This is a genomic window from Marinifilum sp. (assembly GCF_965230805.1).
In the GTDB taxonomy this organism is placed as follows: domain Bacteria; phylum Bacteroidota; class Bacteroidia; order Bacteroidales; family Marinifilaceae; genus Marinifilum.
Window position 1 is genome coordinate 1656054 of record NZ_OZ246019.1, and the last position, 13673, is coordinate 1669726.

The 13673-nt window shown below is 36.3% G+C and carries 9 protein-coding genes; 1 reads left to right on the forward strand and 8 read right to left on the reverse strand.

Going from position 1 to position 13673, the window contains the following annotated elements:
• Nucleotides 1-97: 97 nt before the first annotated feature.
• Entirely contained in the window at nucleotides 98-925 is an 828-nt protein-coding gene (gene pyrF, locus ACO05S_RS06565) for an orotidine-5'-phosphate decarboxylase (RefSeq protein ID WP_421920723.1), read from the reverse strand.
• 64 nt (nucleotides 926-989) lie between these two features.
• A complete protein-coding gene (gene prfA / locus ACO05S_RS06570; RefSeq protein WP_421920724.1) occupies nucleotides 990-2075 on the reverse strand; it encodes a peptide chain release factor 1 in 1086 nt (361 codons plus the stop codon).
• A gap of 412 nt (nucleotides 2076-2487) precedes the next feature.
• Here prfA and ACO05S_RS06575 point away from each other — a divergent pair, with 412 nt between their 5' ends.
• Nucleotides 2488-2814 carry a hypothetical protein gene (locus ACO05S_RS06575; protein WP_421920725.1) on the forward strand — a complete coding sequence of 109 codons (327 nt, stop codon included), beginning with the start codon at nucleotides 2488-2490 and terminating at the stop codon, nucleotides 2812-2814.
• Nucleotides 2815-2944: 130 nt separating this feature from the next.
• Here ACO05S_RS06575 and ACO05S_RS06580 read toward each other — a convergent pair whose 3' ends face one another.
• The 6 genes from ACO05S_RS06580 to ACO05S_RS06605 all read right to left on the reverse strand — a co-directional run bounded on the left by ACO05S_RS06580 (nucleotide 2945) and on the right by ACO05S_RS06605 (nucleotide 13673).
• Nucleotides 2945-4114, reverse strand: a complete 1170-nt coding sequence (locus tag ACO05S_RS06580; protein ID WP_421920726.1) for an AIR synthase related protein — start codon at nucleotides 4112-4114, stop codon at nucleotides 2945-2947.
• Nucleotides 4115-4214: 100 nt separating this feature from the next.
• Nucleotides 4215-6482, reverse strand: a complete 2268-nt coding sequence (locus ACO05S_RS06585) for an OmpA family protein (protein WP_421920727.1) — start codon at nucleotides 6480-6482, stop codon at nucleotides 4215-4217.
• A 205-nt stretch (nucleotides 6483-6687) separates the two neighbouring features.
• Nucleotides 6688-8877: a glutamine synthetase III gene (locus tag ACO05S_RS06590; RefSeq protein WP_421920728.1), complete on the reverse strand. Its 2190-nt coding sequence runs from the start codon at nucleotides 8875-8877 to the stop codon at nucleotides 6688-6690.
• 256 nt (nucleotides 8878-9133) lie between these two features.
• A complete protein-coding gene (locus ACO05S_RS06595) occupies nucleotides 9134-10225 on the reverse strand; it encodes a hypothetical protein (RefSeq protein ID WP_421920729.1) in 1092 nt (363 codons plus the stop codon).
• A 13-nt stretch (nucleotides 10226-10238) separates the two neighbouring features.
• Nucleotides 10239-11426: a metallophosphoesterase gene (locus ACO05S_RS06600; RefSeq protein ID WP_421920730.1), complete on the reverse strand. Its 1188-nt coding sequence runs from the start codon at nucleotides 11424-11426 to the stop codon at nucleotides 10239-10241.
• Between the two features lie 630 nt (nucleotides 11427-12056).
• Nucleotides 12057-13673 (reverse strand): RagB/SusD family nutrient uptake outer membrane protein, encoded by a 1617-nt coding sequence (locus ACO05S_RS06605; protein WP_421920732.1) that lies wholly within the window; start codon nucleotides 13671-13673, stop codon nucleotides 12057-12059.

Below are 13673 nucleotides of genomic sequence, written 5' to 3' on the forward strand. Positions count from 1 at the left end.
TATCATAAGTGTGTGAATCTAAGAATTTATTGATAAAAAGACAACAAAAAAGCGACGTTTGTTATCACCGCCGCTTCACAATCATCATAGATACTTTTTACAATACCGATTTTTCTTTTAGAAGATCTTCCATTTCCAACTGTAACTCTTTTGCTTTTTGTCCAGCAACAATTGCAAAATCTTCGCTAACATCAGCAAAAATTACACCCCTTGAGGAGTTCACCAATAAGCCACACGACTGGTTCATGCCGTATCTTGCCACTTCCTGAAGGCTTCCTCCTTGTGCACCTACACCGGGAACCAACAAGAAATGATTAGGAGCAATTTTCCTGATATCCCCTAACATTTCTGCCTTTGTAGCACCAACCACATACATCATATTCTCTTTTGTACCCCATTCTTGGGATTTTTCCAGTACTTTTTCGAACAGCTTTTGCTCTCCTTCCTGGAAAAACTGAAGATCAAAAGCTCCTTTGTTAGATGTTAAAGCCAACAAGATTACCCATTTATCTTTGTACTCCAGAAATGGAGTTACCGAATCTTCACCCATATAAGGAGCAACTGTAATAGAATCGAAAGGCATATTTTCCAGAAATGCACTTGCGTACATTTTCGATGTATTCCCAATATCCCCTCTTTTTGCATCAGCAATTAAGAAAATATCAGGATAATTTTCTTTGATATAATTCACCGTTTTCTCCAGACTAATCCAACCTTGAGCCCCACGACACTCGTAAAAAGCAATGTTTGGCTTATAAGCCACAGTATATTCTGCTGTTGCATCAACAATTGCTTTATTAAACTCGAACACCGGATCCTCTAGACCTAAAAGGTGAGCAGGGATTTTTTTGATATCGCTATCCAAACCTACACAAAGGAAACTTTTCTTTTTCTTGATTTGTTCAAATAATGCCCTATAATTCATGTTGCTATTGGTTATTTACCAGTTAATACAAAAAAAGCAGTGGAAACACCACTGCCAAATATATTTACAAACCACTTTCTTTAAGTCGCTCTGCATTTTCTTCAATCTGAAGTTTGTCGATAATTTCCTGAACATCCCCGTCCATTACTGCCGACAAATTGTAAAGGGTTAGATTGATACGATGATCGGTTACACGACCCTGTGGGTAGTTATAAGTTCTAATTTTAGCCGAACGGTCACCTGTTGAAACCATCGTCTTGCGTTTTGATGAAATCTCATCCAAATATTTTTGATGCTCCATTGCATAAATACGCGAACGAAGTTCTACCATTGCTTTGGCAAGATTCTTCAACTGCGATTTCTGATCCTGACATGTTACTACAATTCCAGTTGGAATGTGAGTCAATCGAATTGCCGAGTAGGTTGTATTTACCGACTGACCACCAGGACCAGAAGAACAGTATGTATCCTTACGGATATCACTTTCTTTAACATCCACATCAAACTCTTCAGCTTCGGGCAATACAGCCACTGAAGCAGCGCTTGTATGAACCCGTCCCTGAGTTTCGGTTTGTGGAACACGTTGCACTCGGTGAACACCAGATTCATACTTCAGTACTCCATAAACTCCTTCTCCATTTACATTCATTACAATCTCCTTGTAACCTCCCGAAGTCCCTTCACTGAAGCTTGAAATCGAAACCCTCCATCCTTTCGACTCGCAATATTTGGTATACATTCTAGCTAAATCACCTGCAAAAATACTCGCCTCATCACCACCTGTTCCAGCTCTGATTTCGAGAATTGCATTTTTAGAATCTTCAGGATCAGCAGGAACCAATAACAATTTGATATTTTGTTCCATATCCGGCAACTTCACTTCCAAGTCTTCCAATTCCATTTTTGCCATTTCCCTCAACTCCTCATCAGATTCATTTGCAATGATATCTTTAGACTCTGCAATTGTGTCAACGGCATTTTTATATTCTTTCGCAGCTTCAGTAACTGCTTCCAATTCCTTATATTCTTTGCTAAGCTTAACAAAGCGTTTCATGTCTCCCATTACTTCAGGATCGGTAATCAATTGACCAACCTCATTAAATCTGATAAAGACACCCTCTAATTTATCCAGGATCAAATTATTGCTCATGCTTCTAAATTTTGGACAAAATTAGAAAAATAATACGACTTTAAGACTCAAGTAGGGAATTATAGGTTATTAATAACTTAAAATAGATCAAATTACTAAAATTCCAACCGAACAAAAAGCTTACCAAAATATTAACATTGAGTTTACTCAAGCTTAAATTATCATGGTTTTAAATTGAAAAAAATTTAATCTCCCTATTTACTTTTTAAAGATCAAAACCTAATTTTATTTACTAAGAAGAAGCAAAAATTTAAAAAACCTATTTACAAACCCAAATACCTTTTAACCAGAATAGTTTTTTTTAAAATTTTACATTTGCTAAAGAAGCAAATTGCAACTTCTAATTTTATCTGTAACAACATAATTTTGAATTTTATTATTCGATTAGTTATCACCACCTAATCTAATGCTTATGGTTAAAGTTAGAATACCCCGGAACGAAGATCAGTTATTGGGATTGTTAGGAAAAATTAATAAAAGACACGAACACAACAAGAAAAAGAGTCTTTTAAACGGAGCTGTTGACATGGATCGCCTAGTTGAAAAATCTAAAAAAATCAGAAAATTTAAAGATCTGGATTCAGAACCAAGTACTAAAAAACAATCTTTTGATCACACAAAAATTAACGATTTAAAGTTTATCTCAAGTGAAATTCGCAGTATCAGAAATTTACTTCTTGCTGTTTATCCTGACGAGCCCAAAGTGATTAAAGAATGGGGCTTCGAAATAAATGATTAAAAAAATGTGGCTGTCTTAAAAGTAGATTTATGTGTTGGTGAGTTGAGTATTTGAAAAATTTTACAGATACCTACCCTAATACAAAATCCTTTTGAGAGAGCCTCATTTTTTTTTATTTCGTGATTATCGATTAATAAACGAACTCACCAAATTCGCTCTTAATCGTTAGTTTCTTACCTTCGTATACTTCGCATCGGCCTACAATTTGAGCATCCACATTAAACTCTTTAGAAATGGCAATGATATCTTCTGCAATTTCTTGTGGAACATACAATTCAAATCGATGACCCATATTAAATACTTTATACATTTCGTCCCAGGCGGTTCCACTTTGCTCATGAATTAGTTTGAACAACGGTGGCACATCAAACATGTTATCCTTAATCACATGTAGATTCTCAACAAAGTTCATCACTTTTGTTTGCGCTCCACCCGAACAGTGAATCATACCATGAATTTGAGAACGATATTGATCTAAGATTTTCTTGACAATTGGTGCATAGGTTCTGGTTGCCGATAATACCAATTTTCCAGCATCGATATCAACTCCCTCAACCGAATCTGTTAATTTACACTTACCCGAATAAACCAAATCTGCGGGAACTGCATTATCGAAACTTTCGGGGTATTTTTCCGCCAGATATTTCGAGAAAACATCATGACGAGCAGATGTTAAGCCATTCGATCCCATTCCTCCGTTGTATTGGGTTTCGTAACTTGCCATGCCTGAAGATGAAAGCCCAACAATTACATCGCCAGCCTGAATTTTTTCATTGGTGATTACATCTTCACGCTTCATTCGGCAAGTAACAGTTGAATCAACGATAATGGTTCTAACCAAATCGCCCACATCAGCAGTTTCGCCTCCTGTTGAATAAATGTTTACACCTAGTTTGGCATACTCGGCAAGCAATTCTTCGGTTCCATTGATAATGGCTGAAATCACTTCTCCCGGAATGAGGTTCTTGTTTCTTCCAATGGTAGATGACAAAAGAATATTATCAACTGCCCCAACACAAAGTAAATCATCTATATTCATGATTAAGGCATCCTGAGCTATTCCTTTCCAAACAGAAAGATCTCCAGTTTCTTTCCAATACATGTAAGCCAGTGATGATTTGGTTCCAGCACCATCAGCATGCATGATATTGCAATATTCATCATCATTGGTTAGGTAATCGGCAATTACCTTGCAAAAGGCATTTGGAAACAGTCCTTTATCAAGATCTTTAATTGCACTGTGCACATCTTCTTTTGAAGCCGAAACTCCTCTAAGGCTATATCTTTCGTCTTTTCTCATGCTTGTTTAGAATAAAAGGTAAAAGTAAAATGGTAATCGATTGGGATTTTAATGCCTGGAATGAAAACATCCACAATGGTTTGTCAATCTTATACACAAATTACTCCTTCAATTTTTTTGCTTCGGCAAAGGTAATCTTTTTACCCTTATAGTATGCGATTACAAAGGCTTTAATTCCTTTCTTATTTATCTTTTGTGATTCGATTTTAGCTTCTTCGTAACTATCGTAAATTCCAGTGGTATATCTAAGTAATCCTTGATTTAGAGGAGCTTTAAAAACTACCTTAAAATTTTGAATTACTCCCGGAACGGTTCTTTCACTAAATGCACCAATCTGGACAGTATAAAACACGCCTTGCACTTTATTCAAATCCTTAATTAATGTATTTCCCAGCTGATTTGGTGAAGAACCTGGTTTTACTTTTGAGTTTGGGCCGGGCACATAATCAGTAGACAAGACCTTAAACTCCGTTCTTCGATTTAATTGATTTGCAATTTCTTTTTGCTTTGAAGTCAATTGCCATATATTTTTCTCACTAAGAACGGTTTCTTCAGCTAAAAAATCATATTCTTCTGATATCTCCTTGCTTACCACTCTTGGTTGCGATTCTCCGTAACCATGTGCCACCAAACGATCCCAATAAATGCCATTCTCAATTAAATAATCAACAACCGATTGTGCTCTTTTTTGAGAAAGGCCTTTGTTGGTTGATTCACTTCCCACAAAATCAGTATGCGATCCCAGTTCAATGGTAATTTTAGGGTTATCATTTAAAGTTTCCACTAATCCATTCAAAGCTTCTTTCGATTCTTCACGAAGGCTCCATTTTCCAAAGTCGTAGAATATGTTTGGCAGTTCAATTGGCTTTTCGATTGGCTTTAAACCGATCATCGATTTAAAATTTCTGCTTACCTGGATTCCAATGGTGCTTATCTGTTCTTTCCCATTCAAATATCCATCCTTCGATACCATTGCAATGTATTCCAAATCAGGTTTCAATTTAAAATGGAAATTACCCTGATCATCCGTTTTTGCATCAAGCTGTTCTCCATCCGTCGATACCAAATTAATACCAGCTCTTTTGATCGGTTCTTTGGATTCAGAATCTACAACCTGACCCAAAAAGGTGAACTGCAAAGGCACATAATCAAATCGGTATAGGTCATCGTTTCCTTTCTTGCGTGAAGAAGAAAACATGCCTTTCTCATTATTTGGTTGAAAATGAATGGCAAAATCATCAGCAGTTGAATTGATTGGGTATCTCATATTGTCAACCTCCCACATTCCACTTTCTTTTCTTTTTGCCATGTAAATATCCAATCCTCCCATGCCTCCATCTCGATCGGATGCAAAGTAAAGATTTCCGTTGTCACGGATATGAGGAAAAAGCTCATCCTTTTCAGAATTGATTGGTTTCCCCAAATTCTGAGGTTCTGTCCAGCCACTTCCACTTTTTTTGCTCATCCAGATGTCATTTCCTCCATAACCTCCTGGCATATCCGAAACGAAATACAGAATTGATCCATCAGCAGATATTGAAGGATGTCCTACAGATAAAGAATCCGGAACCAATTCCTGAAGAGCAACTCTTCCCCATTCTCCATTTTGCCTTTGCACGGCAAAAATCTTGGTCCCCTGATTATTTTTATTCACTTTTTGCGAAGAAGTAAAATAGAAAATATCACCTTCGGAAGTAAAACAAGCTGCACCTTCGTTCCATTCCGAATTAATGGTATCGCCAATTCCCAAAGGCTTGCTCCATTGATAAGTGTCGGTTAAGAACTTACGAGTTTTGGCTTTGCGCCCCTTCTTCTTTCTAGATTTACGAACCACCTCATTTGAATAGTGCGATTCCAGTATGTTAGAATAATACTCGCCAGTTACGCCATCTTTCTTAATTTTATCTTTCAGTTTTCGATTCGAGGTAAAAAAGATCACATTGGTATCTTGCCCCATATAAATAGGAGCAAAATCGCTGGCTAAAGAATTAAATTCTTTTAAAATCTCCACTTTATATCTACCTGGAAATTCTTCCCAATACGAAATTCTTTTTAATATTTTGGCTGCATCATCACTCTCTTCTACTTCCGGTTTTAAATCGATATATTCCCAGAAATTCTCTTCTGCCTCTTCCAGTCTGTAATTCTTTAACTCTGCATATCCCAGGTTTTTCACCGCATCAACAAAAGTATCCCTATTCATGATTGCCTTTCTGTACCAGGAAGCAGCTTTTTTTAATTGGTTGATTTCATCAAAACAATTGGCGTTCTTGAATGCAATTTCGGCTTTTCGATCCCTGTCTTTCTCCTTTTTATATGCCTTTTCATACATATTTTGTGCATGAAAATACCTTCCGGATTCCAACATTTTATTCCCCCGATTTATGTATGACTGAGAAGAACATGATATAAATAAGCCTATGGTGCAAAATAATCCTGCAAAAGAAAAAATTTTCATGAGATAGTATCTTCGATTATAGGGTATAAAAATAAATATTTTATCGACATGGTACATCCAAAAAGAAAAGGATGTCCATATAGATGAACATCCTTTTAAATAATATAATTGTGGGTTAGTTATTAAATAACAATTCTCGATATTTCGGTAATGGCCACATTTCATTATCAACCACAAGCTCCAGCTTATCAATATGGTAACGAACATCCTCAAGGAATGGACGAACTTTCTGATCGTAAGCGAAAGCCATTTTATGTCCATCTTCAATCACGTTACACTCTTTTCGAGCCTCAACCATGCCTTTTACTTTAGCCTTAATGGAAGAGATATGTCCGGAAATTTCTTTGATCAATTCTTTTCTGGCTCCAGCCAATTCCTGAAATTCTTCCTCTGAGAAAATGTCTCTTAATCCCTGAACATTCTGGATTAGTTTGGTTTGATAAGCAACAGCAGTTGGAACAATGTGATTAATCGCTAAATCACCCAATACACGTGCTTCGATCTGAATTTTCATGGTGAACTTTTCCATTTCAACCTCAACCCGAGCTTCCAATTCTTTCTCTGTCATTACACCACTTTCCACCAAAGATCTTTTCGCTGGCGCATCAAGGTATTTCGAAAGAGATTCAGGTACACTGGTAATATTAGTTAAACCTCGTTTTTTAGCTTCGATCACCCAAGCTCCTGAGTAACCATCACCGTTAAAACGGATGGGTTCCGATTCAATAATCATTTTCTTAAGCATCTGAAAAATGGCTTCGTCCCTCTTGATTCCTTCGGCTACCAATCGATCTACTGCAGCTTTAAAATCTTTCAGCTGAACAGCCATTGCAGCATTTAATGCAGTCATTGCAGCAGCATTGTTTGCAGAAGAACCAACCGCACGGAATTCAAAACGATTTCCTGTAAAGGCAAAAGGAGATGTACGGTTGCGATCGGTATTATCCAAAATAATTTCGGGAATACGACCAATACCTAACTTTAAAGCTGTTTTTTCGTCTGGGGTCATTTTCTTATCACCAACTTCTTCTACAATTTTCTTCAACATCTTAGACACTTCGTCACCCAAGAATACAGAAACAATTGATGGAGGTGCTTCGTTAGCTCCTAATCTGTGACTATTCGATGCGGTTAAAATTGATGCACGAAGAAGATCCTGATTCTTATAAACAGCCATTAATGTATTTACAACAAAAGTAAGGAACTGCATATTTCCTTTCGGATTTTTACCCGGAGCCATTAAAACAACACCAGTATCTGTGCTTAAAGACCAGTTGTTGTGCTTCCCTGATCCGTTAACCCCTGCATATGGCTTTTCGTGGAATAAAACACGGAACTTATGTCGACGAGCGATTCTTTTCATTACATCCATAACCAATTGATTATGGTCATTTGCCAAGTTGGCTTCTTCGAAAATAGGAGCCAGCTCGAATTGAGAAGGAGCAACCTCGTTGTGACGAGTCTTAACCGGAACTCCTAACTTATGACATTCCAATTCTAAATCAATCATGAATTTAGACACACGCTCTGGAATAGATCCAAAATAATGATCATCCAACTGCTGATCTTTAGACGATGAGTGTCCCATAAGTGTACGACCCGTTAACGCAAGATCCGGACGAGCTTGATACAATGCTTCATCGATCAAGAAATATTCCTGTTCCCAACCTAAATTGGCATTTACTTTTGTTACGTTCTTATCGAAATACTGGCAAACATCAACAGCAGCCTCATCAACAGCAGCCAAGGCTTTTAATAAAGGGGTTTTATAGTCAAGAGCCTCTCCTGTATAGGAAATAAATACAGTTGGAATACATAGAGTTGTTCCGATGATAAATGCTGGTGAGGAAACATCCCAGGCCGTATAACCACGAGCTTCAAAAGTCTGGCGAATCCCACCTGATGGGAAAGATGATGCATCCGGCTCTTGCTGAGCTAACAATTCACCTGAAAAATTTTCAATCATATTACCACCATCACCATAATCGATAAATCCATCGTGTTTTTCGGCAGTACCATCTGTTAAAGGCTGAAACCAGTGGGTGTAATGCGTAGCTCCTTTTTCAATTGCCCAGGATTTCATCCCCAAAGCAATACCGTCTGACATTTTTCGATCGATAGATCCTCCCTTTTGGTTAGCAATCATTACTGCTTTAAAAGCATCTTTTGACAGATACTTTCGCATTGATTCTACATTAAAAACTAAATCACCATAGTAGTCTGTAACCTTATTAGAAGGCAACGATACCGATTTTGGCTGTCTAGTTAGCAATTCATTCAACGCTTGAAATCTAATGGTGGTCATAAACTTTAGAATTTTAGTTAATTGTTTATAATCTTCAATTATTTAGGGGTCTTCAGCAAAAAAAACAGACTTTTTGCTTAACACCCCCCTTCCTACACAATACAAAAGTGAGAAAAAAAATAAACTCTACAAAACCATATGCAACTTTTAATGGGGTACTGTTGTAAAAATTGATAAATTTTATAGAAACACCCCCATTTTTTATCAATTGTGACAATATTTTTAAGCTTTTTTTAAACAAAAACTGTTTTTTTTATCATTTCCTTGGAATTTTTGGTGCTTTTTTCTCAATCACATCTTTTACGTCCTTTTTAGAATTGATTAAACGATAAAACTCTTCAATATATCCAATCATTTTAATTCTATTGGGTTGGTTTAAGTATTCACATTGATTAAGAACTTTAAGAAATAATGGTTTAAGCTCCTTAAAATTCGCAAATGCCTTTTGCAATTCTTCGGAACTCCATTTCATTCCTTTATACAATCTTTTGTATTTGGCATTGGGAGATATTTTTGGAGACAAGGTAAAATAAGAGTGGTTTATAATGGCCGACCAATCAAAATCAAAAGGAACAGCTACAGGGATACTATGCTCACTTACCGACATGACATCTATATTGTGCAATCTCCCAACATCCCAATCTGCGTTTCCAATCATCAATTGAAACAAAGAAAGCATTACCATGTTGTTGCGCATTATTTCATATTGCTTTATATTTTTGAAATTCATTATTTGCTTGCCATTGCGTGTGGCAACATCATCCTTATCTTCAAGAAAAAAACCAAACCTGGTTAAGGTATCAGATGCATTGGTATCAATAAAGGAAACCTGTGCCAATCGCACTCGATAGCTATGTGCGGAAACAAGGTTATACATCTTGTAAATCAGATATTCTTCAATTGTATGCTGCTCATAGCCATCGATAAAAGACTGGCAATGACTTACATATTTTAACTTTGATTGTCCTTCGAACTCGGTTTCTTTAGCGTCTTTTACCGGAATTTTAAAGCGTAATGGTGGGAAATTGCAATTTTGCTTTCTGCGACGAAAATTACCTCTTGTCTTTACTTTAAGGCTAAATTGATCCAACTCTCCTTTTGCATTCAGTATTTTCAACTCACTTTGATGATAGCTTCTTTTTTCGGCTATATCATTAATCAATGCAGCCAAATCGGTTTTTAATTCAATTTTTAGTAGATCTTCATTTTTAAATAAAGGAAGGTTGAGTAAGCTATCTCTAATCTCCACTGTAGTGGGATTTGCCAATGTATTGCCAACAATACCAACCAGAATGAATAATAATAAAATTTTAAATTGGCCTCTTTTTTTGATTTTTCCAGTCTCCATTTTAAAGCTATTTTTATTCTATTATTTCTTTTAATCCATCAACAAAAATGCGGTAATACTTATCATTCTCGATAAGCAACACTTGCGATTTTATGTTTTTAAATCCCATGGGAACATTAACCGCAACCAATTTTCCATTTTTTAAAAATCTAATCGCTTCTACTTCGGTATGACCAAAAAATATCCTATTCACATCGTAATAGCTCAGAATCTTCTCAAGCTCATCATCAGTAATTATTGAATAATTCCTTGTTTTCATTAAGTATCCGCGATACCAAAGAGGATTCCCCGGAAAATATACCTCTCTCATTACTTCTGCCTGTGATTTTCCCTGATCAGACCTCAGACTCTTTCTAATCCCTTCATTAATATCCATTAATGACAATTCCTTTTCGATCATTTTAGGCGAAATACCCGCATGTACAAACAATAAATCATTAATCTGAACTGTTGTGCTGAGTGATCTTAGCCATTTACCTAACTCGGTATCCTCCTTAAAAAAGCGCGAATAATTTATCATCAAACGCTTACACATTTTCTTATACTTTGGAGCAATATATCTGGTATCATTCATTAACACCATGATTTCATGATTCCCCAATAAGAAATGAACTCTACCTTTTTTCGCTTTCGCTTGATGCTGTAATTTCTTAATCAAATACAGGCTTTCTGTAACCTTATCTCCTCTGTCAAAAACATCACCTATAAACACAATATGTCCATTTCCCCAAGACCAATTCAATTCATGATCAATGGCTCCGGCTGCTTTTAATAAGTCAGTCATTATACCATACTGACCATGTACATCACCAATAAGCAAAACTTTCTCCACGCCATTATACTCGGCCTTTTGAATGGGATAATCTCCTTTTCTTAACCAGTATTTGTTCTTATCTCCTTTAAAGCCTTTTATTAAAGCAGAATCGGTCTTAACTTTTACTCTCTTCTCTTTAATTCCTATTGAATTTCCTTCATGCAAATGTTCGACATACCACATTTTAACTTCCTTGGAATCGATCCAGAAAAAATGTGGCCCATCAATATAATCTGGTAAATTGATATCATTAATATTACCCCTAAACACTTTATCATACTTAGAGAATGTGCCTGAACTTAAGCTTTTCTTTTGGGCATTAAGTGGACACAAAACGCAAATACATAATAAAAGCAATAAATATTTTACATACTGATTTAAATTCATAAAATCTTTCTTTTTGTATCATTCCGAATAGCATTATCCAATAGCTTGCTTTAAATAAAAAGAACTAAACAAGAATTTTATTGGAAATGGCACATCCTGAATATTCGTAAGCAAAACACCATTTGCCGGAAATCGAACAAATGATGAACCTGCATGAAGTTAGTAAAAAAACTCATAGAAGAGCCCAAAGTTATTTTGCAAGCAGGGAAAAATAAGCTTTTAAACCACATGCCTTTTAAATGGAGGTGTTATTTTTTGATCAACAACAAGCTGCGAGAGCTTCGTCACGACAAAAAAAGCACAACAACAAGTTGCGAGAAACAAATTTGCCTCATTTTTTCCTTCTCGCAAGTTGCGAGAGCAAAACCACGACAAAAAATCGACAACAACAAGTAGCGAGAAGCAAATCGGGCTCATTTTTTCCTTCTCGCAGCTTGCAAGAGCAAAATCACGACACAGAATTGACAACAACAGCTTGTTGTTGCACTTTTTGTATGCCAAAAATGCAATCGCAGACTGTTGTTGTGTTCTTTGATTTTTAAAAATTGTCTTTACAAGCGGTATCAAAAAAACAGGAGTCCTTTCGAACTCCTGTTGCACTACTACTACTACTACTACAATGTACCTGAATTAATATCCAGGGTTTTGGATTATCAAACCTCCACTATTGTCAACCTCACTTTGAGGAAGAGGGAAGAATAAATGCTTTGGTAAGTTTAAATTTGTTGCTTTGTAAACAGGATTACCTGAATCTGATACCGTGTAAGTTCCATCATCATTACGAGTCAATGAAGCTTTTACCTTATAGCCATCAACTTTTAACACTTGTTCTAAGCGACCAGTTCTAACCAAATCGTGGAATCTGTGGCCTTCACCACATAGCTCAACACGTCTTTCGTGATAAATTGCATTTAATAAGTCAGCCCCTGATGCAGTAACATCAGGCAAAATTGCCGCATTTCCTTGTCTAGCTCTTTCTCGCACTTTATTCAAATAAGTTCTGGCATCACCTTCAGCATTCGTGTGGTAACAAGCTTCGGCATATAATAAATAAATATCCGACAAACGAATAATTCTTTCATTGATAGGTGAATTTCTAAAGTTGCCAAGTGCTTTATAATCTTCTTTAGACAAATAATGCTTATAGTTACTAAAACTGGTAAGGTCTTCTGCAACAGCACCAGGTGTTTCTCCTTCCAATATCCACTGATCAGCAAACTGTAATGAATTGATTAAAGAAGCATCACGTCTTGGATCATCATCTTCGAATGCAAGATACAAATCGTAGGTTGCTTGATAGCGCCCATAAGGATCAGCTCCTCCTAACCATGGCATATTTAGGAATGTTGTAAAGTTTCCATTATTGGTAAATGCGCCATCATCTTTAGGGGAGTCATAAAATTGCACTTCAAAAACAGACTCTTCATTGTTCTCTTCTGCCTCAGTAAACAAATCATGGTAATTCCCGGTAAAAAGATCATATTCTCCTAGAGAAAATAAATCTTCAGCATACGTTTTAGCTTCCGCCCATTTATCTTCATTGTAGAAATCCTGAGCCGAATAGCCCGAACTAGCCTGTGACACGCATACTTTTACCAACATTGCAAGAGTTGCACCTTTTGTTGCTCTGCCTATTTCATTTGAATCAAAATAGGTTGATTTTAATGGCAATACTTCAACCGCATCTTTTAAGTCAGTCTCTATCTGATTATAAATTTCTTTTGCTGTAGCTCTTGTTTTATTTAATTCGTCTCCTAACAAAGGAGTTGTAACAAGAGGAACTCCTCCAAAATTTTTAACCAAATCATAATAGTAATAAGCTCTCATAAATTTAGCTTCCGCTACCACTCTTTTTTGCAAGTTTTTATCCTCAACACCTGCAATATCTTGCCCTTCAACATTTGCTATAAGTTGATTGGCGATCAATATTCCACGATAATTGTATCTGTAGTTATATCTGAACAAGAAAGCTGTAGCATCAAAAGAGTATTCTCTCATTTTCAAGTCTTCTCTATCAACAGCGTCATCTGTCGTTGAGTTACCAAAGGTAGTACGTCCCCAATTGTAATGGTATTCCCATAAAGGAGCATAGCATGCATTAACAGCTTTAATCAATTCTGCATCGTTAGAATAAAAACTTCCAGCTGTTTGTTCCCCGATTTTTACGGTATCAAGAAACTCCTCATCACAGGCTGTCATCGAAAAAACAACAAGTCCTGCTATTAATATATTTCTTAAATTTTTCAT

Coding starts and splice junctions, on each gene's coding strand:
- pyrF (WP_421920723.1), bottom strand. CDS start 925: ATGAATTATAGGGCATTATTTGAACAAATCAAGAAAAAGAAAAGTTTC.
- prfA (WP_421920724.1), bottom strand. CDS start 2,075: ATGAGCAATAATTTGATCCTGGATAAATTAGAGGGTGTCTTTATCAGA.
- ACO05S_RS06575 (WP_421920725.1), top strand. CDS start 2,488: ATGGTTAAAGTTAGAATACCCCGGAACGAAGATCAGTTATTGGGATTG.
- ACO05S_RS06580 (WP_421920726.1), bottom strand. CDS start 4,114: ATGAGAAAAGACGAAAGATATAGCCTTAGAGGAGTTTCGGCTTCAAAA.
- ACO05S_RS06585 (WP_421920727.1), bottom strand. CDS start 6,482: ATGTTGGAATCCGGAAGGTATTTTCATGCACAAAATATGTATGAAAAG.
- ACO05S_RS06590 (WP_421920728.1), bottom strand. CDS start 8,877: ATGACCACCATTAGATTTCAAGCGTTGAATGAATTGCTAACTAGACAG.
- ACO05S_RS06595 (WP_421920729.1), bottom strand. CDS start 10,225: ATGGAGACTGGAAAAATCAAAAAAAGAGGCCAATTTAAAATTTTATTA.
- ACO05S_RS06600 (WP_421920730.1), bottom strand. CDS start 11,426: ATGAATTTAAATCAGTATGTAAAATATTTATTGCTTTTATTATGTATT.
- ACO05S_RS06605 (WP_421920732.1), bottom strand. CDS start 13,673: ATGAAAAATTTAAGAAATATATTAATAGCAGGACTTGTTGTTTTTTCG.